Source organism: Burkholderia sp. Ac-20379, assembly GCF_017104645.1.
Lineage (GTDB): Bacteria > Pseudomonadota > Gammaproteobacteria > Burkholderiales > Burkholderiaceae > Burkholderia.
In genome coordinates, this window is the sequence record NZ_JAAGPF010000038.1 from 12,928 (window position 1) to 37,445 (window position 24,518).

Genomic DNA, 24,518 nt, shown 5'->3' on the forward strand with positions numbered 1-24,518 from the left:
TTTTGTTTGGCGCGGACCGCGTTCGTGCGTGTCGAAACCGGGCAGGCCCGATCGCGCCGCGACGCGGCCGGGCCGTGGGCCAGGGCGCCGCGCCGGTTCGTGCCGTTATCGGCCGGTCACCTTCGAGCAGGCGGTGCCGTTGCCGATGTTCAGGCCGTAACCGTCGTTGTCGGTCACGAACACGTCCCAGATTGCTTGCTGGTAGTTCGCCGGTACGGTGTCGAAGCCGTTGCCGTGAATGATCGGCAAGAAGTTCGGGTTCGTGTAGTGCGTCGCGATGAACGTGGCGACAGCCTGCGTCACGTCCGGGTCCTTGTAGCACTGGCTCAGGATGATCTGGCTCGTGCCCGTCACCGGGTAGCCGACAGCCGGGTTGCCCGAGGCCGGCACCCAGTTCAGTTGGTTCGATGCCTGAGGTTTCACATCGCTCGGCGGCTTGATCGAGCCGAGCGCCGTGGTTGCGTTCGTGTAGGTTGGCGCGTAGTACTTGCCGTCCGTTGCGTTCACGAGGCTTGCCACCTGCAGTTGCGCGGCGGTGGCCGACGTCACGACCGGGCTTTGCGGAGCGAGCAGCGTGTTCGTGTAATCCGGGCTCAGGTAGGCAACCGTCGCGCCGTTGACGGTCGTGTTCAGCACCGCGTTACGTACGCCGCCGCTGCCCATGGCGCCGACGAAGTTCGACGGCACCGTGCCGCCGAACGAGTCGGCCATTGTCATCGAGTCGACGAACGCCACGTTCGAGTTGATGTTGCTGCCCGTGTTGTGGCAGACCAGCGACAGGTGGCGGGTCAGCAGTTCGGTCGTGCCGCTGCCGTCCTGACGGTAGATCACCTTGATCGGGGCCGCTTTGTAGTTGCCGCCTTCCGGATTGGCGACGCCGCTCCAGTCGGTGATGCGGCCCGAGAAGATGCCGCACAGGTCGTTGTCGTTCAGCGCGATGCTGTGGGGTTGGTTCGGGGTCGTTTGCGGAGTCGTTGTGCTCGTGACATCCGGGGCGTGGATCACCGGAATCGCGATTGCCGTGACGAGGTACGGGATCTGGATCAGCTTGCCGTCCGTCGCGGCACGGCTGTAGCCCGAGATTTGCGACGAGAGCAGGGCGGCGTCGCTGTTCGCGAAGTCGACCGTGCCGATCACGCCCGAGCCGAAGAACGTCGTTTGGTTCTGGAGGAAGGCGTTCTGGCCCGCGCCCGAACCGACCGAGAAGTACGTGAACGCACCAACGCTCGTGCTGAAGTTGGCGATTTCGGTGTTGATCATCGGTGCGACGAGCGTCGAGCCGCCACCTTGAACAATCGGGCCGGCCATGGCGGCCGTTGCACCGAGGCCCGATACGGCGAGTGCCACGACCTGGCAAATCTTGCGCTTGCTGGACTGCATGAGCATGCTCCTGAGGAAATGATGGCGCTGTCCGCCGTTGCCGCGGGCAGGTGGTTTGAGGTCGCGAAAAAGCGGATCGAAATACCGAACGGCGGTCTGAATGCGTGTGCGGCTCGACGGTGCGGTGCGCCGTCGTCCGATGGGTTCCGTTCGCCGGCCGGCGCCAGTTCGAACAGCGCAAAAAACTGCGCCCCGGGTTACCGGGGCGCAGCTGTGTTGCCGGATGCGATACCGCTTGCGCGGGATTTAGCGGCCGGTCACCGTCGAGCAGGCCGTGCTGTTGCCGATGCTCAGGCCGTAGCCGAGGTTGTCGCTCACGAACACGTCCGAGATGGCTTGCTGGTAGAGCGACGGCACGGTGTCGAAACCGTTGCCGTGAACGATCGCCGCGAAGTTCGGGTTCGTGAAGTGCGTCGCGATGAACGTGGCGACAGCGTTCGTCTTGCTCGCGTCCTGGTAGCACTGGCTCAGGATGATCTGGCTCGTGCCCGACACCGGGTAACCGACAACCGGGTTGCCGGCGGCCGGCACCCAGTTCAGCTGGTTCGAGGCGCGAGCCTTCGTGTCGACCGGCGGCTTGATCGAACCGAGCGCCGTCGTGGCGTTCGTGTAGTTCGGGGCGTAGTACTTGCCGTCCGTTGCGTTCACGAGGCTTGCCACTTGCAGTTGCGCGGCGCTGGCCGACGTCACCACCGAGCTTTGCGGGGCCAGCAGCGTGTTCGTGTAATCCGGGCTCAGGTAGGCAACCGTTGCGCCGTTGGCGGTCGTGTTCAGCACCGCGTTACGCACGCCGCCGCTGCCGCTGGCGCCGACGAAGTTCGACGGCAACGAGCTACCGAACGAATCGGTGAACGTCAGCGAGTCGACGAACGCCACGTTCGAGTTGATGTTGCTGCCCGTGTTGTGGCAGACCTGCGACAGGTGGCGGGTCAGCAGTTCGGTCGTGCCGCTGCCGTCCGTGCGGTAAACGACCTTGATCGGGGCCGCTGCGTAGTTGCCGCCTTCCGGATTGGCAACGCCGCTCCAGTCGGTGATGCGGCCCGAGAAGATGCCGCACAGGTCGTCGTCGTTCAGCGCGATGCTGTGCGATTGGCTCGGCGACGTTTGCGGGGTCGTCGTGCTCGTGACGGCCGGGGCGCCCACCACCGGGATCGCGATTGCCGTGACGATGTACGGGATCTGGATCAGCTTGCCGTCCGTCGAGGCGCGGCTGTAGCCCGAGATTTGCGACGAGAGCAGGGCGGCGTCGCTGTTCGCGAAGTCGACCGTGCCGGTCACGCCAGCGCCGAAGAACGTCGGTTGGTTCTGCAGGAAGGCGTTCTGGCCTGCGCCCGAGCCGACCGAGAAGTACGTGAACGCGCCAACGCTCGTGCTGAAGTTGGCGATTTCGGTGTTGATCGTCGGTGCGACGAGCGACGAGCCGCCACCTTGGACAACCGGGCCGGCCATGGCGGCCGTTGCACCGAGACCCGACACGACGAGTGCCAGGACCTGACAAATCTTGCGCTTGCTCGACTTCATGAGAATGCCCCTGAACGAAGATGAAATGGAATTGCTGTTCGCTGTTGCTGCGGCCAGACGTTGTGATGCCGCGAAAGAAATGTAGATTGAAAATCTGAAAAACAGTGTGAATTTTTAATAGCATAAGGTCCGTAACATTTTTGCCCGATACGTTTTTTCCGTTTTTATAAAATCAAAAAGAACCTTGTGCCGATGCCGCTGCCGGCGCGGTGTAACGCAGCATCGAGGCAGTTGCGTGGCGAATGTTGCCCAACATTTCGTGCGCCCGGCGTGTGCCCCGCATTGGCCGCTTCAATTGTCATGCGATGAAATCGATTCGATTTCTATTTTTAAAGACGGCGGCCGGTTGCCGAATTGGCGTGCATTGATGGTTGCGTTGTTTAAATGATCGGCGTCGGATCCGGTTGAATGCCGATTCGATATTCCGAATTAAAAAAGGTAGCCCAACATCCGTCACAAATTTGCACGGGTTCGCTGCTTAGTCTTGGCTGGCAATCGCGCTCGCATTCGACGATCCGATGGAGCGAAGCGAGGCGCGTTACCGGGGAACACTGACATGTCGGCATTCCGTTACGAAGCGATCGACCAGGCGGGGCGCACGCTCAAAGGCGTGCTGGAGGCGGACAGCGCGCGCGCGGGGCGCGGCCAGTTGCGCACGCAGGGCCTCACGCCGCTGTCGGTCGAGCTGGCCGCTTCGCGCAAGCAGGGCGAGCGCAAGCAGCGGCTGGCGATCGGCCGCAAGCTTTCGCAGCGCGAGCAGGCGATCCTGACCCGCCAGCTCGCGAGCCTGCTGATCGCCGGGCTGCCGCTCAGCGAATCGCTTTCCGTGCTCAGCGAGCAATCCGAGCGCGACTACGTGCGCGAACTGATGGCCTCGATCCGCGCCGAGGTGGTGGGCGGCCACTCCTTCGCCAACGCGCTCACGCAGCATCCGAACGATTTCCCCGAGATCTATCGCGCGCTGGTGGCCGCCGGCGAGCACACCGGCAAGCTCGGCATCGTGCTGTCGCGTCTGGCCGACTACATCGAGCAAAGCAACGCGCTGCGGCAGAAGATCGTGCTGGCCTTCACGTATCCGGGCGTGGTCACGATGATCGCGTTCGGCATCGTGACGTTCCTGCTCAGCTACGTGGTGCCGCAGGTGGCCAACGTGTTCACCAGCACCAAGCAGGCACTGCCGACGCTGACGATCCTGATGCTCGCGCTGTCGAACTTCGTGCGGCATTGGTGGTGGGCGTCGCTGGCCGCGCTGGCGGTGGTGGTGTTCGCGATCGGCAAGGTGCTGGCGCGGCCCGCGCCGCGCCTGGCATTCGACACCTGGGCGCTGACCGCGCCGCTGTTCGGCAAGCTGGTGCGCGGCTACAACACGGTGCGCTTCGCCAGCACGCTCGGCATCCTGACGGCCGCCGGCGTGCCGATCCTGCGCGCGCTGCAGGCGGCCGGCGAAACGCTGAGCAACCGCGCGATGATCGCCAAGGTGGACGATGCGATCGTGCGCGTGCGCGAGGGCATCTCGCTGTCGCGCGCGCTCGGCAATACCAAGACGTTTCCGCCGGTGCTGGTGCACCTGATCCGCTCGGGCGAGGCCACCGGCGACGTGACCACCATGCTCGACCGGGCGGCCGAAGGCGAATCGCGCGAACTCGAACGCAAGACGATGTTCCTGACGAGCCTGCTCGAACCGCTGCTGATCCTCGCGATGGGCGGCGTGGTGCTGGTGATCGTGCTGGCCGTGATGATGCCGATCATCGAATTGAACAACATGGTGCAGTGACGCCGCCGCGGCGGCGCGCTTCGATACGAGGACGAAGGGATGACGGTGAATCGGATCCGGCGTGCGGCCGGTGCGGCACGGCGGCGGCAGCGCGGCTTCACGCTGATCGAAATCATGGTGGTGATCGCGATCCTCGGCATTCTCGCCGCGCTGATCGTGCCGAAGATCATGAGCCGTCCCGACGAGGCGCGCCGCGTGGCGGCCAAGCAGGACATCGGCTCGATCATGCAGTCGCTCAATCTCTACCGGCTCGACAACGGCCGCTATCCGTCGCAGGAGCAGGGGCTGGGCGCGCTGGTGCAGAAGCCCACGGTGGATCCGGTGCCGGGCAACTGGAAGGACGGCGGCTATCTCGAACGGCTGCCGAACGATCCGTGGGGCAATGCCTACCAGTACCTGAGCCCCGGCACGCACGGCGCGATCGACGTGTTCAGCTACGGCGCGGACGGCAAGGCCGGCGGCGAGGGCAACGATGCCGACATCGGCTCGTGGCAATGAGCGCGGCGTGACGGCGCGCGCGACGCGTGGGCCGCGGCGCACCGGGCGTTCGCGTTCGGAGGCCGGCTTCACGCTGATCGAGATGCTGGTGGTGCTGCTGATCGCCGGCATCCTGATCGCGGCCGTCACGCTGGTGCCCACGCGCAATCGCCGCACCGAACTGTCGGAAGATGCGCAGCGCCTGGCCACCTTGCTCGAATCGGCCGGCGACGAGGCGCAGGTGCGCGCCGTGCCGATCGCGTGGCAACCGATGGGCGGCGGCTACCGGTTCCTGCAGCGCACGGAGAACGGCGAATGGGTGCCGATGAGCGACGATCTGTTCCGGCCGCGGCGCTGGAGTTCGGACGTCACCGGCGTGGCGATCCGCTATAGCGACGGCGGCCGCGCGATCTCGCGCGTCGTGATCGGCGAGGAGAGCATCGATGCGCCCGTCACGATCACGCTGTCGTCGGAGTCGATCCGGCTCGATGTGATGTCCACGGGGATCGGCAACTTCATCGTCCGGCGGCCGTAAAACGGCGACGACGCCGACGACGACGACGCGCGCGCGTGCGATCGCACCGTGCCGCACGCGTGCCGAGCGCCGCGCGAGGCCCGTTCCGAGCGCGCCGCGCGGCGCATTCTGCGATCGCAGCGCGGGCCGCCGAAGCCCGCGGCGCGCGGTGTCCGGAGACGGTGCGAGGATTGCTTCGTTTTCCTGCACAGGTCACCGGACTGTCATACGTGCCACTCACAATCGAATGTCCGATCGCCGCGGCGCCGGTCATTCGGCACGGCGCATCGGCCGGGTCGCGCGATTCACCTTCGGCCAGGGATTCATGACACGTTTTCGGGCGCCGGTTGGCGTGGTTGCGCTCAGCGTCTGTCTGGCCGTGCTTGCCTGGCCTGGGTGTCGAGCGATGGCGCAAACCGCTTCGAACGAAGTTGAACAACCGGGCGGCGTGCGGCATTTCGAACTTCCCGCGCAACCGCTCGCACGGGCGCTGCTCGGCTTCGCCCGCATCAGCGAGCTGGTGGTGCTGGCGCCCGCACCGTTGCTGGAAGGGCGGATCAGTACCCCGCTCAGCGGCGATTTCCAGCCGCGCGACGCGTTGCGGCGCGTTCTGGCGGGCACGGGCCTGCGAGCCGATTTCTCGCAACCCGACGAGGCGATCATCGTGCCGGATCGGGCGCCGGCTGCCGCGGCGCCGGAGCCGGAACCCGCGCAGGCCGACGCCGCGCTGCCGATCGATGGTGTTGACGGATACGAAGAACGCCGCGCCTACGCGGCATTGATACAGACCAAATTGATCGAGGCGCTGTGCGCAAAACCGGGCACCGTGCCGGGCGCGTATCGGTTCGCCGCGCAAGTACGATTAGACGAGAGGGGGGCTGTCGTGGCTGTGAACCAGGTGGCATCGAGCGGAGAGGCCGCGCGCGACGCGGCGATCCTGCGAGCGTTACGTGTCGTGCAGATCGACGCGGTTCCCCCCGACGGCCTGCCGCAGCCGGTCACGATCCTGCTGCGTCCGGTCGGAGGCGGCGTGCACTTCCGCTGCCCGACGGCGGCATCCCGGAACTAGGCGGCCATGTCCGATTCATCCAGCGCCGGCCTGCGCAAACTGATCGCGTCGCGCTATGCCCATCTGGTGCGGCGGCTCGAACGCGCGACCGGCTCGAAGGACAACGCCGCCGACGCGCTGCACGAAACCTGGCTGCGCCTCGAGAACGCGAACGTGTCGACCCAGGTGGGCAACCCGGATGCGTATATTCTCGGGATGGCGAACAACGTCGCGATCGATCAGCATCGCCGCGAACGCCGCCATCTGCATGAGGACGACATCGAGGCCGTGCTCGAATTGCCCGACGAGCTGTCCGATCCCGAGCGCATCGTGGCGGCGCGCCGCAAGGTCGAGACGCTCAAGGATGTCCTGAACGGGCTGACGCCGCGGCGCCGGGCGATCCTCGTGGCGGCGCGCGTCGACGGCCTGTTGAATCGCGAGATCGCGGAGCAGTTCGGCATTTCGTTGCGTCTCGTCGAAAGCGAACTGAGCGCCGCGATGAAGTATTGCCTGCAGAAGATGCAGGAGGAAGGCGACGCAATCCCGGGGGCGCGCGGCGGTCCCCGTAAATTTTGAGCAACCCGACGATGACGAGAGCCGAGCACGACCCCGCCGACGACGCGCACGATATCGCCAGCGCGTGGCTGTTGCGGCTGCGCTCCGGCGACGCCGGGCCTGCCGATGCCGCCGCGTTCGAGCGTTGGTCGGCCGATCATCCGCAGGCGGCGCGGCAACTGCGCGAAACCTGGAGCCTGCTGCGCGCCGCGGCGGGCGAGGTGGCGCAGGAGGAGCGCGCGCGCGGCGGTGCATGGCGTGGCGTGGCCGAGCGCGAGCGCGCCATGCGCACCGGCCGCCGGGCGTTCGTCGGCTTCGCGGTGGCGGCGGGCGCGTCGTGGCTGGCGATTCGGCCGCCGCTCGGCTTGTGGCCGTCGGTCGGCGATCTGACGGCCAATTACCGCACCGCCACCGGCGAACAGCGCCAGATCGCGCTGTCGTCGCGCGTGACGGTGGAAATGAATACGCAGACGCGGCTCGATACCATCGCGGCGCCGGGCGCGCAGGGCTTCGAGTTGGTATCGGGCGAAACCGAGATCGATGCGCAGGCGCCCGTCCCGGGGCGGGCCGAGCAGCTCAAGCCGGTCACCGTGGTGGCCGGCAGCGGCCGGATCCAGGCTGCCGTGGCGCGCTTCAACGTGCGTCGCGGCAACGACGGCCAGGTGTGCGTGACCTGCCTGTCCGGGCAGGTGGCGATCGATCATCCCCACGGGCGCCGCGTGCTCGGCGCCGACGATCAGGTGACATACGACGACCGGCGCGTCGACGCCGTCGCGCGCGTCGACACCGGGCCGGTCACGGCCTGGCGGCGCGGCGTGCTGGTGTTCAACGACGTGCCGCTGTCCGACGTGGTCGCGCAGATCAACCGCTACCGGCCCGGCAAGGTGATCCTGCGCAATGCGGCGCTCGGCGAGAACCGCATGCAGGCGCAGTTCCCGATCGCGCGCGTCGACAACGTCATCGATCTGCTCGGACGCATGTACGGCGCGCGCATCACGCGCCTGCCCGGCAACATCGTGTTGCTGAGCTGAGGCCCCCACCGCCTCGCCGGCCCCGCCGCCGTTTCACGGCCGATCGCCGCTCGGGTTCCGAGCGGCTTTTTTTCGTCCTCCGCCTGCCGTTCCCGGCCCCGCCATCGCGAAATCCGCCGATTGGTCTGCGGGTTGGGCGCGTTCGTACCGACTAGATGAATGAGGTGCGTCGTATTTGCGACCGCGGCCGAAGCGCTGGCCGCTGTACGTGTTTGAGCGGAGGGTGGCGGAACTGGGCTGCGGACATCGTGCTTCGGGGGACGGCAATATGATGAGAGCGTCGATAACGGAAGAATGGCTGGCGGGCGCGCCGCGCACGAACGACGACGAGATCATTCGCGAAGGGGCCGTGCGCTGGCTGTTGTGGCTGCGCGCCGGCGAGGCGGCGGAACGGGAATTCTCGGCGTGCGAGCGCTGGTGCGCGCAGAGCGCCGCGCATGCATCGGCGATGCACGAGGCGCTATGGCTATGGGCCGCGCTGCGGGCGATCGACGGGCCGGATCTGCAGTGAGCCCGGTCGACCGTGCGGCCCGCGTGCGGTGCGGCTGCCGGTCAGAGATCGGCGGGCGTCAACGCGGTACGGCCGCCGGCGGGCGCGGTGTCGTAGCGGCCGATGGCGCGCGCCAGGCGTTGGCGGCCCAGTTCGAACGCCAGCCGCAGTTGCTGCGGGCTGGAGCCGGCCGCGCCGAAGCATTGGCACAGCGTGTCGGCCGTGAGCGAGAACGCGGCGTAACCCCAGCCGGATGCGTAGGCGGAAAACCAGAGGGTGGACCCGCCGGAAACGATCGGCGTGGTCAGGTGGACGGCGGGCGAGGTCATGGCGGCGGATCGATCGGGAAGGTCGCGGAATCAGGCCGCCATTCTGACATATGACATCGTACCAAGGGGGCTTCCGTCGCACGCGATCGATGCCCGTTCTCGCGGCGCGATCGACGCGAATAAAAAGATTGCGGGTTAGGCGGCCCCGCAGCGACTTTGTAAACGAGGGCCGTGCAGTGGCGAGCGGACGCGCGGCAAGCGCGGCGTCCGGATCGGCACGCGTGGCAGTGGCCGGGAACGTCGGGGCGACATGACCCCGACGCGGTCAGTTCGGCGCCGGGCCGTCGTCGCGTGCATGGGCACGCGCGGCGGCCCAGGCGGCGTCGAGCGGGTCGTCGTTCGCCCGATGCGGCGCGAGCAGGAACGGAAAGCGTTCGACGAACGAGGCGGACGCCTGCAATGCCACGATATGGTCGATCATCCAATGCAGCATTTCGCCACCGCGCCGAATCTGGTTCGTACGCCAGCGAGGCATCGTTTCGAACAACGCCGCGAACGCGCTCCAGCGCGAGGGGCGATCGTTGTCGCCGGGGCGGAAGTAGGTCGCGAGACGAACGTCGGCGTGTTCGTCCAGTTCGCCCACGAATATGCCGCGCGGCGTCGGCACGGCCAGTTGTTTCCAATGCTCGGCCAGCGCCAGGCCGCGAATCGCGCGGGCCATCACGAACGCGATGGCCACCTCGTTCTCGATGCCGGCCAGCGCCGGCGCGCCGTTGCGCTGCATGCAGCGCGCGATGGCGTGCGGCCGGATGGTGGCCGAGGCGAAGCTGCGCAGCACCAGATCGGGAACGGTCAACTGCAATTCGAATTCGCGCATGCCGTGTTCGGCGCTCATCGTCGCGAAATTGACGAACAGCCCCTCGCGGCCGCCCAGCGCACCCACGTACGGTTCGAGGCCCAGCCGCCGGAGCCGCGGCGCGACCTGGCGCGCCAGCAGGCGCATCAGGTTGCGCCGGCCGCGCTCGCCGTCGTAGGCGTCGAGCGTGCGCGTGATCACGTCGCTGATTTCCCAGCGCCGCGCCTCGGCGACGAGCCGCGGCGAACCATTCAAGTCGAAGCGTGCGCGGCCGTGGGCCACGCGGGGGTCTACGTACATGCGGAAGGCCTTCGCGGGATCGGCGGACGGCGGGGGACGCGCTGCCGGACGTCCCCGATGCTCATGCGCCAAAGCCCGCGAGTCAAGTTCGACGCTACATGCGCTGCCCGGCCTGCGTGCCGCGCCGCGTTTCCCTTTCCAAGAGCAGAGGTGACCTGGTGATACGCACTGTGTTGGAACGCTTTCTGGAACACAGCCCGATCGCGATCATGGCGCGGCTGATGATGCAGTGCGCGGTCGACGATCAGTGGCTCGATGCGGGGGACGATCCGCAGGCCGCGCTCGATCACGAGCCGTTGCGCGAGGCGCTGCTTGCGCGGGTCGCGGAGGCGATGATCGCGATCGGCGCGGGCGCGGCCTCGTTCGCCATGTCGCCCGAGTTCGCGCCCGCGGTGACGGCGCTGCACGACCGCATGAGCCGGCTGCGTTCGGGCTGGGGCCGCGCGCTCGTCAAGGACGGCACGGCGCTGCTGCTGCCGCTCGCTCCGCGTCTGCCCGCCGAATGGGCCGACGCGGCCGGCGGCTTGCGCTTGCGCGTGCTCGACGGCACGGCGCTGCCGGCCGGGCTGGCCTGCCGGCCCGGCCACGACGGCTGCCGGTTCGGCATCGACGCCGACGAACCCGGCGGCCCGTGCGCGTTGCCCGTCTACGATCCCGAATCCGGCCTGGTGGTCGATCTGGTGCCCTACGAGCGGGGCCGCGTCAACGAACGCGCGTTCGCCGGCGCGTTGCTCGAATCGCTGCAGCCGGGCGAACTGTGGATCCTCGACGGCCGCTTCGGCACGGCCGGCATGCTGTCGTGCTGGCCGCGCGGCAGCGGCTGGTTCCTGCTGCGCGAGCATGGCTGCGAGCCGGCCTGGCAGGCGGCCGGCGAGGCCATCGACGCCGGGCTGCTCGACGGCGGGCGCCTGACCGAACGGCCCGTGACGATGGCGGGCGATACCGGCGCGGCCTACCGGTGCATCGAATGGCAACCGTTCGATGCGGCGAGCGAACCGTTGCGCGTGCTGACCAACGCGCCGGTGGCATGGCTCGATACGGCCCGCGCCGTGCGGCTGGCGCGCGAGCGCTGGCGCGCCGCGTTGCCGCTGCCGGCCGATGCGATGTTCGACGGCGCGCTGTACGCCGATCTGCCGGTGCGCGCGCTGCCGCTCGCGCTCGGGATCGTCGCGACCGCCTGGAACGTGTGCAGCGTGATGACGACGGCGGCCACCGGCGAGCTCGATCTCGAGGCGCGCGATGCCGCGCGCCTGCCGGCCCAGATCGCCGCCTCGATGCGCTCGGCCTACGCGGGCATGATGATCGCGCTGCCGCCGGCCTGGTGGCGGCGCTACGACCATCTCTCGATCGGCACGCTCGGCTCGCTGGCGAAGCTGCTCGCGCATCATGTGGACCCACGCAGCGACCGCCGCAAACGGCGCGATCACAGCCTGTCGGCGAAATCGCGCGCGCAGCTTCGCGCGGCGACGCTCGACCGCCTGCTGCACGACGAGCACGACGGCCTGACCTCGAACGTCTTCAGCCTGCGCACGGTCGCGATGGCCACGCGCGACTTCAGCAGCAATCCGTCGAAGGCGCTGCGCCATGCGGGCGAGGCGCTGGTGATGGTGACCAAGTACAACCGGCCGATCGCGTTGCTGGTGTCGATCGAGGATTGGAATCGGCTGCTGGGCGAGGTGCGCGAGACCAGCGTGAGCCGGCTGTCGCTCGACGGCGGCGGCCCGGTGCAGCGGGTGCCGTCCGCCGGCACGCTGGGCTACGGCGGCGACGTGCCGTTGAATTGAGCCGGTGCGGGCCGGGCGCGCCTCGCGTGCGCCCGCCGCGTTGTTGCGATACGGCGATACGGCGATACGGCGATACGGCGATACGGCGATACGGCGATACGGCGATACGGCGATACGGCGATACGGCGATACGGCGATACGGCGGGCGAACCGCTCAGGCGGTCACGCGCCGGACCCACACGACCGAGGTCGACGTGAACTGGCCGGCGCTGAAGCGGGCGATCAGGGTGTCGATCCGCAGGTTCAGGCGGGGCGAGTGGATGCGGCAGTGCACGAGGAAGTAGCCGCTGTCGACGCCGATCATCGCGCCGGCCGGCAGTTGGCTGCTGCCCTGAACCGGGTTCAGGTAGGCGGCCAGCTCGCCGGTGTTGACGAAGTAGGCGGAGCCGCGATGCGTGGTGAGGCGGTGCGCATCGCTGCGCGTGAGGGTCGGGATGCCGGCCATCAGCACCGGCTCGGCCGCGGTGTTGACGTTGACGTTCGTCAGGTCGGGCAGCAGGGTGACGTACGGCGCCAGCGCCGCAATGGTGGCCGCGCTGTAGCCGGGAATCCGGGAGAGATCGTCGACCGTGACGAGCTGCAGCGGCCAGCCGTCGGGGCCGCCGTTGCGACGCAGCGAACGCAGCATCGCGTCGCTGGTCTGTTTGGCGAGCGAGGGATCCAGCGACAGCGCGTCGAGCAGGCGGCGATAGGCAAGAATGCCGTCGTTGTTGGCCTGGTAGGGCTGGCCGACGGCGGGGCGGGATACCAGGTTCATCAGGTTGAAGCGCGATTGCGCGTCTTCCACGTGGCCCGAGATATAGGCTTTGGCGAGATCGGCATTGACGCCGAGCGCCTCGCGCGGCAGCAGATCGGCCAGTTGCACGTCGGCCACCGGCTCGGACCAGGCCTGCCCGGCGAACGTGACGTTCGTCTTGACGCTTTGCTGGCGCAACTGCGCGCGCGCCCACTCGACGGCCGCGCGTTCGGCCCATAGCGCCTGAGTGGAGAGCCGCTGGTTTTCCACGTCGTGGGTGGACACCTGCTGCCGCCATACGACGCCCGCCGCCAGCGTGGCGGCCAGCGCCACCACCAGCAGCACCGTCACGATCGCGATGCCGCGTTGCCTTGCCGGCGAGGCGGCACGGCGGGGCCGGGTGCGGTTCATGGGCGTCGCTCCGTCACGAGTCGAACGCCAGCCAGGTGTGCAGCAGACAGGCCGGCAGCGAGGCGGTGGCGCCGAAGCTCGCGGCCAGCGCGGCCAGCCAGATCGCGGGGGGCGGTTCGAGCACGCTGTCCGGCGTCGCGGCCAGCAGATCGACCAGCTCGGTGGCCGGGCGGGAACCCCACAGCAGCAGCGCGAACAAGCCGCACGAGAGCGTCATCGCGCCCGCGAACAGATACGCGGCGGCGTTGCGTCTCGCGTAAAACGGCGCGCGGTGATGGCGCTGATTCGTCGCCACGATCGAGATGCCGATCGACACCGGCACGACCGCCATCGCCGCGCCCCAGAAGTAGGGCTGATCGCTGTCGGGGTTGATCAGCAGCAGCGTGCCGATGATCCAGAACGGCGGCGCGAGCAGCGTCGAGAGCAGCCACGACGTCAACTGCCGCGGCAGCCACGGCGCACGCCAGCGCAGGGCGCGCGCATGCGACGGCATCATGCCGCGCGGCCGCGCGACGAAGCCCGCCGCCGTGGTGGCGGCGAGTTTCGCGACAAGCCAGCGCCGAACTATCGAAGCGATCGACATGAAAGAACCGTGCAGATTTTCCGTGATGGGGCGCGATCCGCCGGCTACCCGGGCGGACGTTCCGATGAACGCCCCTTAACCCTCTAGACGGATCGAACGCGCCAGACCCGCAGAAAATTTGCAACCGGTTCGCAGATTCGCCGATCGAGCCGGCGAATCCGCGATCGGCATCGGTATTTCGTTCCCCATCGTATCGAATGTCCTTTCGGTGTCACAAAAAATTACCGGTTGTGATCGGACGATATGCGTGCGGTGGGCGCAGTGCCGGCCGCACGGTGCCGGCGGCGCGAGAGAGGGCGCATCCGGCGGAGCCGTCATATCCGATTGACCGAACGGAAGCGGGCGGCAATCGCGTCATACAGACGTCGCACCAGGACGCGCCGCGTGGCCGGAACGCCACGCCGATGCCGTGCACCGCGCCGCCGCGTACACGTTCGCGTCGATTCTGTCTTGCCGCGCGTTGCGTCGTTGCGCGCACGCCGAACATGCCGGCGTCTTCCTCCCTCTTTTTGAATCGACGCGCGGCGCGCGCCTGAACCGCATGCCGCCGAAACGCGCGTCGTGCGTCGTACCGAGAAAAATTCTGCGGCATACCGCGCAGCGATTCGTCTAGTAGCTGTGACCCGCATGCGGCGCCCTGGAACCGGCTGGATGCCGGGCCCGCAGCGAACGGTTGGCCATGACAAATGGGTGGGGAGCAATTGGAATCGAACGGAAACGGGCAGGCGGGCGCCTATCGTGGCGAGCCGCCGACAGCGGAGGAAATCGCCGCGCCCTACATCAACATGCGCGATACCGGCCGCTTCATCGAGGTGCTGTCGGGGCTGGGCTGTTCGCTGGCGATCAGCCGGCGGCCGAGCGGCGTGGCGCTGGTCGGCGCCGACGGCGGCGTGCCGACGCTGTCGGCCTGCCTGCTGCCGCGTTCGATGGGCATGGCCGTATCGGCGAACCGTCTTGCCGTCGCCGCCCAGCACGAACTGATGATCTTCGCCAACGTCGCCGCGCTCGCGCCGCATTATCCGGAGCGCCCCGGCCATTACGACGCGATGTACGTGCCGCGCCAGACGTACTTCACCGGCGATCTCGATCTGCACGACATGGTGTTCGACAAGCAGATCGTATTGGCGGTCAACACGCGCTTTTCGTGCATCTGTGTCATCGACGGATTCTTCAATTTCACGCCGATCTGGCAGCCGCCGTTCGTCACGTCGCTGGCGCCGGACGATCGCTGCCATCTGAACGGCATGGCGTTCCACGACGGCAAGGTGCGCTACGCAACGGCGCTGGCCCGCAGCGATGCGCCGTTCGGCTGGCGCGAGCAGATGGCGCACGGCGGCATCGTGATGGAGGTGCCGTCGGGCGAGATCGTGGCATCGGGCTTGTCGATGCCGCATTCGCCGCGCGTGATCGACGGCGTGCTGCATGTGCTCGAAGGCGGCCGGGGCCGCGTATTGCGGTTCGATCGCGGCACCGGCGAACCGCGCGAGCTGGCCCGGCTGCCGGGCTTCACGCACGGCCTGGCCGAGCATGGCGGCGTGCTGTTCGTCGGCTTGTCGCGGCTGCGCGAGCGGCGCGGCCCGCAGGGGCTGCCGATCGAGGAGAGCCGGCACGCGCTGGTGGCCGGCATCGCCGCGCTCGATGCGAAGAGCGGCGCATTGCTCGGGATTCTCGAGTTCTTCAACGGGGTGGACGAGGTCTTCGACATCCAGGTGATGCCCGGCGTGCGACGCGCCGAAATTCTCGGCGCCGAGCAATGGCTCGCCACGCCGTCGATCGTCACCATGCACGGCGGCTTCTGGCAGACGCAGCCGCGCGAGGATGACGAAGCTGCCTTGCGAGTGCAATGAGCGCGCGATGAACAAGAAAGTTTGCGGGTTGTCGCCGGTGACATCGTCCTTATCGGTAAGCAGCCGAAATCGCGGCGACGCGGCGCGCGAAACCGGCCGCGCGGCAACCGGCCATGCGGCCGTGCGGCCCGAGCATCGAGGCGGCGCGATCTGGCTCACCGGCCTGTCCGGAGCGGGCAAGACGACGCTGGCCGAGGCGCTCGCCGTGCATCTGCGTTTGCTGGGTCAGTTCGTCGTGGTGCTCGACGGCGACCGGATGCGGGCCGGGTTGAATCGCGATCTCGGGTTCGGCGAAGCGGATCGCTTCGAGAACGTGCGGCGCCTGGCCGAAGTCGCGGCGGTGGTGGCGGATGCCGGCGGCGTGGCGGTGGTGGCGGCGATTGCGCCGTTGGCGGCGATGCGCGATGCGGCGCGGGAACGCATCGGGCGCGCGTATCGCGAGGTGCATGTGCGCGCGCCGCTGGGCGTGTGCGCCGCGCGCGATCCGAAGGGCTTGTATGCGCGTGCGCAACGGGGCGAATTGCCGGGATTGACCGGCGTCGATGCGCCCTACGAGCCGCCCGCCGATCCCGATCTGGTGATCGATACGGCGGAGGCGACGCGGGAGCAGTGCAGCGACATGTTGTTGTGGTTCACGCTCGATACGTTCCGGGTGCGATCGCGCGATGCGGGAGCGGGCGGCGCGGGCTGACGGCAGCGGGAATCGAAGTGGATGTCGAACGGCGAATGAGTAGCGATATTAATCAGGATGGCTGATTGATTGCCACAGTCCTGAAATGAGAAGCGAATAGTGCGAGCTGCCCGGCAGCGCGAGAAGTTGTATTCGAGACCACAAGGGGAAAGGCGCATGCCGCCGAGATTCAATCATCATCCGTGCATTCCGCCGCGGCTGCGACGCCGGCATCTGGCGGGTTGCGCGTTGCTTGGCGGCCTGGGCCTCGCGACCGGCGCCGGTGCGCAGGAAGCGCCGGCCGCCGGTCATGCGCCGACGGCGGACGCGAGCCGTCCGGCGGATGCGTCCGCCATGCGCTTCGACATCAACGAGTTCATCGTGCGCGGCAATACCGTTCTGCCCGCGCTCGACATCGAGAAGGCGGTGTATCCGTACGAAGGCCCGGGCCGCTCCCTGGACGATGTCGACGCCGCGCGCGATGCGTTGACGAAGGCCTATCAGGATCGCGGCTATCAGTCGGTCGTGGTGGATCTGCCGCAGCAACAGGTGAAGAACGGCGTGGTGCTGCTGCAGGTCACCGAGGCGAAGATCGGCAGGGTGCGCGTGCAGGGCTCCAAGTACACGTCGCCGCAGAATATTCGCGACGCGGTGCCCGCGCTTGCGGAAGGCAAGGTGCCGGATTTCAATTCGGTGCAATCGCAGTTGGGCGCGCTCAACAATTCGAACGATCGCCAGGTGCTGCCGGTGCTGAAGCCCGGCGTGATGCCGCAGACGGTCGACGTCGATCTGAAGGTGGACGATCACAGCCCGCTGCACGGCTCGATCGAGCTGAACAACGACAACAGCCCGGGCACGTCGCTGCTGCGCACCATGGGCACGCTCAGCTATTCGAACCTCTGGCAGCTCGGGCACATCGTTTCGGCCACCTACGTGCTGGCGCCGCAGCATCCGGCCGACGCGCGCGTCTATGCGTTCTCGTATCTCGCCCCGCTCGCCGATACGCATTGGAGCTTGCTGGGCACGATCGTGCACTCGGACAGCAACGTCGCCGCGCTGGCCAGCACCAACGTGCTGGGCAAGGGCACGACCTACGGCTTCACGGCGATCTACACGTTGCCGGGCAGCGATACCTACGGCCACAACCTCAGCATCGAGATCGATCACAAGCACTACGACGAGACGGTCACCGTGCTGGGGCTGACCTCGTCGTCGCCGCTGACCTACGTGCCGATCTCGGTCACCTATTCGGGACAACTGAATCTCAAGCAATCGCAGACGTCGTTCTCGGCGGCGCTCGTGACCAATATCCGCGGCCTGGGCAGCGGCTGGAACGATTGGGACGCCAAGCGCTACAACGCCACGCCGGATTTCATCTACGGCAAGTTCGACCTCAATCACACGCAGAACTTCAAGCACGACGTGCAGGCCAACCTGCACGTCAGCGCGCAGTTGTCGAATTCGCCGCTCGTGTCGAGCGAGCAGTTCGCCGCGGGCGGCATGAACACGGTGCGCGGCTACATGCAGGCCGAGGACACCGGCGACAGCGGGGTGATCGGCTCGTTCGAGCTGCGCACGCCGTCGCTGGCCCCGCATCTGAGCAGCCGGATCGACGAATTGCGGTTCCATGCGTTCGTCGACGCGGCCCACTTGTGGCTGAACAGCCCGCTGCCGGATCAGATCTCGAGCTACAACCTGCTCAGCGTCGGCCTGGGCATGCGCATGCAGGTGATGAAGTACGCGAGTGCGAATTTCGAGGCCGGCTGGCCGCTGAAGGCGGGCATCTATACACGGCAGTACAGCCCCCGGTTCGATTTCAACGTTCGACTGGGCTTCTGACGGATTTTTGATCGTGCCGGGCCGATGCGGCAGGCGGCGCAAACGGGGAGTGGATCGTGAAGCGAGTGATGGTGTTCATGTTGGCGGCGTTGCTGGGCACGCTGCCGGGAATCGCAAATGCGTGGTGGCAGAACGATTGGTCGTTCCGTAAGGCGATCACGATCGACGCAAGCGCGAAGGGGGCGAACCTCAACGAATCGGCCGGCCGCGTGCCGCTGCTGATCCGCCTGCATTCGGGCAACTTCCAGTTCGACGGCCTGGCCGACAACGGCGCGGATATCCGCTTCGTGGCGGCCGACGACAAGACGCCGCTGAACTATCAGATCGAGCAGTACGATCCGGTGCTCGGCGTGGCGCTGATCTGGGTGGACGTGCCGAAGATGCCGGCCGGTTCCGCCGAATCGATCTGGATGTACTACGGCAACAAGAAGGCGCCGGACGGCAGCAAGCCGGCCGAGGTGTTCGATGCCGATTACGCGCTCGTCTACCACTTCAACGGCGCGGCGGGCACGCCGCCGAAGGACGCCACCGCCTATGCCAACAACGCGCAGGCGGCGACCGTGCGCACGGTCGAGGACGGCATCGTCGGCAAGGGCGTGAGCTTCGACGGCAACGGTTCGCTGACGCTGCCGGCCACGCCGTCGCTGAACGTGGCGGCCGGCGGCGCGTTCACCTTCAGCGCGTGGGTCAAGCCCGCCGCGCTGGCCTCGAACGCGCTGCTCTACAGCCGCCGAGACGGCGCCAACGCGCTGCTGATCGGCCTCGACAACGGGCTGCCGTTCGCCGAGATCGACGGCGGGGGCGCACCGGTGCGCATCGCCGGCACCGCACCGCTGACGGCGGCCCAGTGGGCGCACGTCGCCGTGACCGACGACGGGCACACCCTCGTTGTCTACGTCAACGGCAAGCAGGTCGCGCAGATCGCCGGCACGCTGCCGGCCCTGACGACCCCCGCCGTGATCGGCGCCGACGCGCCCGGCGCGCCGGCCGGCTTCTCGGCCTACGCCGGCGCGCTCGACGAGCTGCGTCTGTCGCGCATCGCGCGCCCGGCGGCCGTGATCGCCATCGACGCGCTGGCGCAAGGCTCGGAATCGAAGCTGATCGCCTACGGCAACGACGAAAAGCAATCGGGCTTCGGCTTCGGCTACTTCGGCGTGATCGTGCATTCGGTGACGGTGGACGCCTGGGTCGTGATCGGCATCCTGCTGGTGATGGCGCTGGTGTCGTGGGTCGTCATGTACAACAAGGCGCGCTACGTCGGCCTGGTCGACAAGGCCAACCTGTTCTTCACGCAGCGCTTCCGCGAGATCGGCGGGCGTCATCTGACGGGCCTCGCCCACTACGACGAGAAGAGCGCCGAAGGCCGCCGCCTGTTCCAGTCCTCGCTGTATCGCCTGTATCGCGCCGGCGTGCACGAAATCCACGCCCGCGTGGATTCCACCGGCCGCACCGTGATCACCAGCGAATCGATCGAAGCGATCCGCGCCTCGATGGACGCGACGCTGGTGCGCGAGAACCAGCGGCTGTCGAAATCGATGGTGCTGTTGACCATCGCGATCTCGGGCGGGCCGTTCCTGGGGCTGCTCGGCACGGTGGTGGGCGTGATGATCACGTTCGCCGCGATCGCGGCGGCCGGCGACGTCAACGTGAACGCCATCGCACCGGGTATCGCGGCGGCGCTGCTGGCCACCGTGACCGGCCTGTTCGTCGCGATTCCGGCCCTGTTCGGCTACAACTATCTGCTGATCCGCAACAAGAACGTGACCGCCAACATGCAGGTGTTCGTCGACGAATTCGTCACGCGCCTGGCCGAAGCGCACCGTTCGCCGGATCACGCGGTCCTGGCTGACTGACCGACGCGGGGAGACCACCATGCAGGTTCAGGACGACGACAAGCCGTACGACGACATCAACATCACGCCGATGCTCGATCTGGCGTACGTACTGCTGATCATTTTCATCATCATGACGACCGCTTCGGTGCAGGGGATCAAGGTCGATCTGCCGAAGGCGAGCTCGTCCGCGAGCCTGGCCAAGCCGAAGACCAAGGCCATCACCGTGGCCGACTCGGGGCAGATCTTCCTCGACGCCTACCCGGTGACGATGGACGAACTCGAAAGCCGGCTGCGCACCGAGAAAGCCACGAATCCCGAGTTTCCGATCGTGCTCAAGGGCGACGCGACGGTGCAGTACCAGCGCGTGATGGACGTGCTCGATCTGCTGCGCCGCCTCGATCTGTCGCAAGTCGGTCTGGTGACCGGCAAGGCGAAGGGCGGCTAGGGACCGGCGATGGAGATGAACTATGAGGGCGGGCCGCCCGAGAAGGGGCCGCGGCGGTTCGTGAAGCCGGTGGCGATCGCGCTGGTGGTGGCGGGCGTGATCGCGCTGATCTGGCGTTTCGCCGGCGATACGGCTGGCGTCAAGCGCGTGAGCGCGCCGCAGGTGACGACGGTGATTCCGTTGCCGCCGCCGCCCCCGCCGCCGCCGCCGAAGAAACCGCCTCCCGAGAAGGTCAAGGAGGAGGTCAAGACGCCGGTGGACAAGCCGACGGTCGCGCCGAAGCCGTCCCAGGCGCCCAAGCCGTCGGACAACCAGCCCAAGCAGATGACCATGAATGCGTCCCCGCAGGCAGGCGCGGGCGGCATTCCGATCGGCGGCGGCGATGGCATGGGCGGCAGCGGCAACGGCGGCGGCGGATTCGGCAACACCAGCTACAACCAGTACGCCGGCTATCTGCTGCAACGCGTGATCGAGAACGACAAACGCGTCCAGGAAATGAACGGCACGCACTATGCGGGCGCGCTCAACATCTGGATGGACCCGACCGGCCGCATCAAGCGCGTGACGATGGCCACCTCCACGGGCGATCCGAAGATCGACGCGGCGATCGTGGCCGCGGTCGAGTCGAGCGGCAAGCTCGACGAGGCGCCGCCGGCCGACCAGGCCTACCCGGTCGTCGTCAAGTTGCAAGGGCGCATCTGATCGCGCGCGGAATTCATGGGGCAGGCCCGCGGGGGCGGGCGCTGCCGGACAGAACAGACAGTGTTCGGAGCACTTAGATGATTCGAAAGATGAAGGTACGGGGTGGGGGGCAGCTGTGGGCCGGCGCGCCGGCGCGGTTGTCGTGCATCGGCGCGGCGGTATTCACGCTCGGCATGATCGGCGCGGGCAGCGCGCAGGCGCAATCGCTTGAGGCGCAGGCCGCGGCGGGCCAGGCCGCGCCGACCGAGAGCGTGGTGATCAACCTGATCAACCTGCTGGTCAAGCAGGGCGTGCTGACCCGGCAGAGCGCCGCGCAGCTGATCAGCGAAGCGCGCACGGAAGCCGTGCAGGCCAAGGCGGCGGCGAGCCGCGCGCCGGTGGCGGGCGCCGCGGTGGTGAACGCGCCGACGCAGCCGGGCGACGTGGCCGTGCCGTACGTGCCGCAGGTGGTGCGCGATCAGATCCGCGATCAGGTCAAGCAGGAAGTGATCGCGCAGGCCAAGCAGGAAAACTGGGCGCAGCCGAACACGTTCCCCGATTGGGTCTCGCGCATCAAGCTCGACGGCGACCTGCGCGTGCGCGACGAATATCACTTCTATGGCAGCCGCAACGCCACCAACGTGACCAACTTCGGCGCGCTCAATTCGGGCACGGGCTTCGACATCAACCCGAACACCAACACCACGCAGTTGCCGACGCAGAACACCACGCAGAACCGCAACAACCTGCTGCGCTATCGCGCGCGCCTGGGCGTGACGGCGCTGCTGTCCGAGCAGCTCAGTGCCGGCGTGCAGCTTGCCAGCGGCAACGACGCCAACCCGGTGTCCACCACCGCGACGGCGGGCGGCGGCTTCGCGAAGCGCAACATCTGGCTGAACAAGGCGTTCTTCGCCTACAAGCCCACGCCGTGGATCAACGTGATGGCCGGCCGTTTCGACAACCCGTTCTTCAAGTCGGACCTGCTGTTCTCCGACGATCTGGAAATGGACGGTATCGCCGCCAGCGCGCGCCACGCGCTGCCGGGCAATCCGGACGTCACGCTGTTCGGCACGTTCGGCCTGTTTCCGATTCAGTACACCAGCGAGAACTTCCCGTCGAACAGCAGCGACAAGGTCGGCGGCGACACGAAGTGGATGTTCGGCGCGCAGGTGGGCGCGGAGTGGAAGATCAACGATCAGAACCGCCTGAAGGGCGCGGTGGCGTATTACGACTTCCAGAACATGCGCGGCACGCTGTCCTCGCCGTGCGCGCTGTATCTGGGCGCCACGAGCTGCAGCACGGACAACGAGGCGCCGTCGTACGTCGGCGGCGGCAACTCGCTGGTGGCGCTGCGCAACATCGTGCAGAACCCGAACCTCGCGCCCGGCATGACGGCCGATCCGCAACTGTTCGGCCTGGCCTACAACTTCCGCCTGCTCGACCTGAAGGCGCAGTGGGACACGGTGATCGCCAACCGCTACAAGCTGCGCCTCGACGGCGAGTTCGTGCGCAACCTGGCCTACAACTCGAACAAGGCGTTCGCGGGTGCGACCACGCCGGTCAACAACTACGAATCGACCTCGATCAACGCGACCCAGGGCGACTACCGCAGCGGCCCGAACGGCTTCCTCGCGAAGGCCACGTTCGGCGATCCGGAACCGCACGACAAGGGCCAGTGGAACTTCTCGCTCGCCTATAAATATCTGCAGCCCGACGCCACGCTCGATGCCTTCACCGATCCGGACTTCCATTTGGGCGGCACCAATGCGCGCGGCTACATCCTCGGCGCGGCCTATGCCGTGGCGCGCGACACCTGGGTGTCGGCGCGTTACCTGAGCGCGCGTGAGGTGTACGGGCCGCCGGTATCGATCGACGTGCTGCAGCTCGAGCTCAACGCACGTTTCTGACGGAGCGCCGCATGAAACCGAACCGATACGCGCGGCTCGCCGCCGGCCTGCTGGGCGCGATGCTCGGCGCGGCGGCGTTGCCGGCCCATGCGCAGAGCATGGAAGACAGGTTGCGCACGCAACTGCGTGCGACGACCCAGCAATTGCGTCAGTTGCAGGACGGCCAGGCGCAGCTCGAAGCCGACAAGGGCGCCGCCGAGCAGGCGCGCGACAAGGCGCTCGCCCAGCTCAAGGATGCGCAGGCGCAACTGGCCGCCGCCAAGGGCGAGTCGAGCGGCGAGGCCGCGGCCAAGCGTTCGCTGGCGCAGGAGCGCGCGGCGCACGAGCAGGACACGCAGGCGCTCGCGAAGCTGAAGGCCTCGTACGCGCAGTTGCAGGGCGCATCGCACGATCAGGATGCGCAACGCAAACGGTTGCAGGACGATTTGCAGGCGCGTGACACGCAACTGCAAACCTGCCGTGCCCACAATGCGGATCTGTACCGCGTCGGCCACGAGATTCTCGATGCCTACGAGCATGTGGATCTCGGCACCGTGTTGTCGACGCGGCAGCCGTTCGCCACGTCGGCGCGCGTGAAATACGACGACATCGCGCAACGCTACGGCGACGATCTGTACGCCGGCAAATACGACCCCGCTGCGCGGCCCGCACCGGCAGCGAAGGGCGAGCACTGACGAGCCGGCCTGGCCGGATCGATTGGCAATACCAACGGAAACGACATCATGGCTGATATGAAGCAGGGCAACGACGAAGCGCGCGGCGCGCACGACGTGGCGATCGAATCGATCGGGGTGGAGCAGCTCGCCGAGGTGCTGCGGCGCGCCGGTTACCGCGTGACGCTGGCGGAACAGAACGGCGCGGCGCAACTGATGAGCGCCAGCCAGGGCGTGGGCTTCGCGGTGCGCTTCGGCAATTCGGCGGGCGGTGCGCCCGCCACCCCGGCCGAGGCGCGCTTCTTCGACTACACGATGAGCTGCGTGCTGCAGGTGCAGGGCGAATTGCCGGCCGAACTGGTGGCGGACTGGAACCGCACCAAGCGTTTCGCGCGGCTGGCTAACCACGGCGCGTTCCTCGCGCTCGAGATGGACGTGATCGTGGCCGGCGGCGTGTCCGAACGCTACCTGCGCTCGACCATCGAATTGTGGGATCGCCTGGTGCAGGAGTTTCTGCTGCATCTGCGCAATCGTCCGGCGATGGCCGAACAGGAAGCGGCCGCGCGCGTGCAGCAGGGCGACGCCGCGGCAACGCCGGAGCCGGCGTCGGACGCCGTTGTACCGGCCAAGGGCGCGCGCGGCAAAGCCGAAACGGTATGAGCCTGCTCGCGCGATGGGCCGGCGCGTTGCGCGCGACGTTCTCCGGTGCGCCGGGCGTCGTCGCGGCGCGCGCGATCGATCGCGACGACGCCCCGGCAGACTGGCGCGCCTATGCCGAGCAGGTGTCGCGCTGCATGTGCGAGGCGCTCGATGCACCCGACGCGCCCGATGCGCCGGGCGTCGCGCCGGCCTCGCTGGCGGTGCTCGACGATTATGCGAGCGCCCGCGTGGCGGCCGGCGATCCGTCGCCGG

At 67.7% G+C, this 24,518-nt stretch carries 23 protein-coding genes and 1 pseudogene; 18 read left to right on the forward strand and 6 right to left on the reverse strand.

Going from position 1 to position 24,518, the window contains the following annotated elements; translation table 11 throughout:
• Positions 1 to 105: 105 nt before the first annotated feature.
• The gene (locus tag G3N92_RS07660; protein WP_206126863.1) at positions 106 to 1,380 is read right to left on the reverse strand and encodes a substrate-binding domain-containing protein; all 1,275 of its coding nucleotides are present in this window, start codon (positions 1,378 to 1,380) and stop codon (positions 106 to 108) included.
• A 246-nt stretch (positions 1,381 to 1,626) separates the two neighbouring features.
• Positions 1,627 to 2,901: a substrate-binding domain-containing protein gene (locus G3N92_RS07665; protein WP_206126864.1), complete on the reverse strand. Its 1,275-nt coding sequence runs from the start codon at positions 2,899 to 2,901 to the stop codon at positions 1,627 to 1,629.
• A 556-nt stretch (positions 2,902 to 3,457) separates the two neighbouring features.
• Between G3N92_RS07665 and gspF the strand changes: the two genes are divergently transcribed.
• The 7 genes from gspF (at position 3,458) to G3N92_RS07700 (ending at position 8,811) form a co-directional block, all read left to right on the forward strand.
• The gene (gspF, locus tag G3N92_RS07670) at positions 3,458 to 4,675 is read left to right on the forward strand and encodes a type II secretion system inner membrane protein GspF (RefSeq protein ID WP_206126865.1); all 1,218 of its coding nucleotides are present in this window, start codon (positions 3,458 to 3,460) and stop codon (positions 4,673 to 4,675) included.
• 39 nt (positions 4,676 to 4,714) lie between these two features.
• Complete coding sequence (gene gspG, locus G3N92_RS07675) at positions 4,715 to 5,173, forward strand: type II secretion system major pseudopilin GspG (RefSeq protein WP_206126866.1); 459 nt, start codon at positions 4,715 to 4,717, stop codon at positions 5,171 to 5,173.
• The gene (locus tag G3N92_RS07680; RefSeq protein ID WP_206126867.1) at positions 5,148 to 5,687 is read left to right on the forward strand and encodes a GspH/FimT family pseudopilin; all 540 of its coding nucleotides are present in this window, start codon (positions 5,148 to 5,150) and stop codon (positions 5,685 to 5,687) included. Before gspG ends, G3N92_RS07680 begins: the two co-directional genes overlap by 26 nt.
• A gap of 226 nt (positions 5,688 to 5,913) precedes the next feature.
• Positions 5,914 to 6,735, forward strand: a complete 822-nt coding sequence (locus G3N92_RS07685) for a TonB C-terminal domain-containing protein (protein WP_339385843.1) — start codon at positions 5,914 to 5,916, stop codon at positions 6,733 to 6,735.
• 6 nt (positions 6,736 to 6,741) lie between these two features.
• Entirely contained in the window at positions 6,742 to 7,290 is a 549-nt protein-coding gene (locus G3N92_RS07690; protein ID WP_206126868.1) for an RNA polymerase sigma factor, read from the forward strand.
• Positions 7,291 to 7,301: 11 nt separating this feature from the next.
• On the forward strand, positions 7,302 to 8,300 hold the full coding sequence (locus G3N92_RS07695) for a FecR domain-containing protein (RefSeq protein ID WP_206126869.1): 999 nt from the start codon (positions 7,302 to 7,304) through the stop codon (positions 8,298 to 8,300).
• Positions 8,301 to 8,523: 223 nt separating this feature from the next.
• Complete coding sequence (locus tag G3N92_RS07700; protein ID WP_339385844.1) at positions 8,524 to 8,811, forward strand: DUF4880 domain-containing protein; 288 nt, start codon at positions 8,524 to 8,526, stop codon at positions 8,809 to 8,811.
• 41 nt (positions 8,812 to 8,852) lie between these two features.
• On the opposite strand, the gene G3N92_RS07705 is transcribed toward G3N92_RS07700, so the two are convergent.
• Together G3N92_RS07705 and G3N92_RS07710 are read right to left on the reverse strand one after the other, a co-directional pair.
• Entirely contained in the window at positions 8,853 to 9,119 is a 267-nt protein-coding gene (locus G3N92_RS07705) for a hypothetical protein (protein ID WP_206126870.1), read from the reverse strand.
• A gap of 265 nt (positions 9,120 to 9,384) precedes the next feature.
• Positions 9,385 to 10,215 carry a hypothetical protein gene (locus tag G3N92_RS07710; protein WP_206126871.1) on the reverse strand — a complete coding sequence of 277 codons (831 nt, stop codon included), beginning with the start codon at positions 10,213 to 10,215 and terminating at the stop codon, positions 9,385 to 9,387.
• A 173-nt stretch (positions 10,216 to 10,388) separates the two neighbouring features.
• Here G3N92_RS07710 and G3N92_RS07715 point away from each other — a divergent pair, with 173 nt between their 5' ends.
• Positions 10,389 to 11,999 (forward strand): type II toxin-antitoxin system Phd/YefM family antitoxin, encoded by a 1,611-nt coding sequence (locus G3N92_RS07715; RefSeq protein ID WP_206126872.1) that lies wholly within the window; start codon positions 10,389 to 10,391, stop codon positions 11,997 to 11,999.
• A gap of 154 nt (positions 12,000 to 12,153) precedes the next feature.
• Here G3N92_RS07715 and gspK read toward each other — a convergent pair whose 3' ends face one another.
• Positions 12,154 to 13,146, reverse strand: a complete 993-nt coding sequence (gene gspK, locus G3N92_RS07720; RefSeq protein WP_206126873.1) for a type II secretion system minor pseudopilin GspK — start codon at positions 13,144 to 13,146, stop codon at positions 12,154 to 12,156.
• 13 nt (positions 13,147 to 13,159) lie between these two features.
• Entirely contained in the window at positions 13,160 to 13,729 is a 570-nt protein-coding gene (locus G3N92_RS07725) for a hypothetical protein (protein WP_206126874.1), read from the reverse strand.
• A gap of 701 nt (positions 13,730 to 14,430) precedes the next feature.
• On the opposite strand from G3N92_RS07725, the gene G3N92_RS07730 reads away from it, so the two are divergent.
• The 10 genes and pseudogenes from G3N92_RS07730 to G3N92_RS07775 form a co-directional block, all read left to right on the forward strand.
• The gene (locus G3N92_RS07730; protein ID WP_241014646.1) at positions 14,431 to 15,576 is read left to right on the forward strand and encodes a TIGR03032 family protein; all 1,146 of its coding nucleotides are present in this window, start codon (positions 14,431 to 14,433) and stop codon (positions 15,574 to 15,576) included.
• Between the two features lie 7 nt (positions 15,577 to 15,583).
• Positions 15,584 to 16,267 carry an adenylyl-sulfate kinase gene (gene cysC / locus G3N92_RS07735; protein WP_206126876.1) on the forward strand — a complete coding sequence of 228 codons (684 nt, stop codon included), beginning with the start codon at positions 15,584 to 15,586 and terminating at the stop codon, positions 16,265 to 16,267.
• A 156-nt stretch (positions 16,268 to 16,423) separates the two neighbouring features.
• Entirely contained in the window at positions 16,424 to 18,085 is a 1,662-nt protein-coding gene (locus G3N92_RS07740; protein WP_206126877.1) for a ShlB/FhaC/HecB family hemolysin secretion/activation protein, read from the forward strand.
• Between the two features lie 56 nt (positions 18,086 to 18,141).
• On the forward strand, positions 18,142 to 19,938 hold the full coding sequence (locus G3N92_RS07745; RefSeq protein ID WP_339385845.1) for a DUF2341 domain-containing protein: 1,797 nt from the start codon (positions 18,142 to 18,144) through the stop codon (positions 19,936 to 19,938).
• Positions 19,939 to 19,957: 19 nt separating this feature from the next.
• Positions 19,958 to 20,365, forward strand: a complete 408-nt coding sequence (locus G3N92_RS07750; RefSeq protein WP_206126878.1) for a biopolymer transporter ExbD — start codon at positions 19,958 to 19,960, stop codon at positions 20,363 to 20,365.
• Between the two features lie 15 nt (positions 20,366 to 20,380).
• The gene (locus G3N92_RS07755) at positions 20,381 to 21,067 is read left to right on the forward strand and encodes a TonB C-terminal domain-containing protein (protein WP_241014647.1); all 687 of its coding nucleotides are present in this window, start codon (positions 20,381 to 20,383) and stop codon (positions 21,065 to 21,067) included.
• 77 nt (positions 21,068 to 21,144) lie between these two features.
• Positions 21,145 to 22,953 carry a putative porin gene (locus G3N92_RS07760; RefSeq protein ID WP_206126880.1) on the forward strand — a complete coding sequence of 603 codons (1,809 nt, stop codon included), beginning with the start codon at positions 21,145 to 21,147 and terminating at the stop codon, positions 22,951 to 22,953.
• An 11-nt stretch (positions 22,954 to 22,964) separates the two neighbouring features.
• Positions 22,965 to 23,627, forward strand: a complete 663-nt coding sequence (locus G3N92_RS07765; protein ID WP_206126881.1) for a hypothetical protein — start codon at positions 22,965 to 22,967, stop codon at positions 23,625 to 23,627.
• A 48-nt stretch (positions 23,628 to 23,675) separates the two neighbouring features.
• Entirely contained in the window at positions 23,676 to 24,266 is a 591-nt protein-coding gene (locus G3N92_RS07770) for a YbjN domain-containing protein (protein ID WP_206126882.1), read from the forward strand.
• Positions 24,263 to 24,518 (forward strand): annotated as a pseudogene (locus G3N92_RS07775) (hypothetical protein); the annotation flags it as partial. The gene G3N92_RS07770 and the pseudogene G3N92_RS07775, both read left to right, overlap by 4 nt.

Coding starts and splice junctions, on each gene's coding strand:
- G3N92_RS07660 (WP_206126863.1), bottom strand. CDS start 1,380: ATGCAGTCCAGCAAGCGCAAGATTTGCCAGGTCGTGGCACTCGCCGTA.
- G3N92_RS07665 (WP_206126864.1), bottom strand. CDS start 2,901: ATGAAGTCGAGCAAGCGCAAGATTTGTCAGGTCCTGGCACTCGTCGTG.
- gspF (WP_206126865.1), top strand. CDS start 3,458: ATGTCGGCATTCCGTTACGAAGCGATCGACCAGGCGGGGCGCACGCTC.
- gspG (WP_206126866.1), top strand. CDS start 4,715: ATGACGGTGAATCGGATCCGGCGTGCGGCCGGTGCGGCACGGCGGCGG.
- G3N92_RS07680 (WP_206126867.1), top strand. CDS start 5,148: ATGCCGACATCGGCTCGTGGCAATGAGCGCGGCGTGACGGCGCGCGCG.
- G3N92_RS07685 (WP_339385843.1), top strand. CDS start 5,914: ATGTCCGATCGCCGCGGCGCCGGTCATTCGGCACGGCGCATCGGCCGG.
- G3N92_RS07690 (WP_206126868.1), top strand. CDS start 6,742: ATGTCCGATTCATCCAGCGCCGGCCTGCGCAAACTGATCGCGTCGCGC.
- G3N92_RS07695 (WP_206126869.1), top strand. CDS start 7,302: ATGACGAGAGCCGAGCACGACCCCGCCGACGACGCGCACGATATCGCC.
- G3N92_RS07705 (WP_206126870.1), bottom strand. CDS start 9,119: ATGACCTCGCCCGCCGTCCACCTGACCACGCCGATCGTTTCCGGCGGG.
- G3N92_RS07710 (WP_206126871.1), bottom strand. CDS start 10,215: ATGTACGTAGACCCCCGCGTGGCCCACGGCCGCGCACGCTTCGACTTG.
- gspK (WP_206126873.1), bottom strand. CDS start 13,146: ATGAACCGCACCCGGCCCCGCCGTGCCGCCTCGCCGGCAAGGCAACGC.
- G3N92_RS07725 (WP_206126874.1), bottom strand. CDS start 13,729: ATGTCGATCGCTTCGATAGTTCGGCGCTGGCTTGTCGCGAAACTCGCC.
- cysC (WP_206126876.1), top strand. CDS start 15,584: ATGAACAAGAAAGTTTGCGGGTTGTCGCCGGTGACATCGTCCTTATCG.
- G3N92_RS07740 (WP_206126877.1), top strand. CDS start 16,424: ATGCCGCCGAGATTCAATCATCATCCGTGCATTCCGCCGCGGCTGCGA.
- G3N92_RS07750 (WP_206126878.1), top strand. CDS start 19,958: ATGCAGGTTCAGGACGACGACAAGCCGTACGACGACATCAACATCACG.
- G3N92_RS07755 (WP_241014647.1), top strand. CDS start 20,381: ATGAACTATGAGGGCGGGCCGCCCGAGAAGGGGCCGCGGCGGTTCGTG.
- G3N92_RS07760 (WP_206126880.1), top strand. CDS start 21,145: ATGATTCGAAAGATGAAGGTACGGGGTGGGGGGCAGCTGTGGGCCGGC.
- G3N92_RS07765 (WP_206126881.1), top strand. CDS start 22,965: ATGAAACCGAACCGATACGCGCGGCTCGCCGCCGGCCTGCTGGGCGCG.
- G3N92_RS07770 (WP_206126882.1), top strand. CDS start 23,676: ATGGCTGATATGAAGCAGGGCAACGACGAAGCGCGCGGCGCGCACGAC.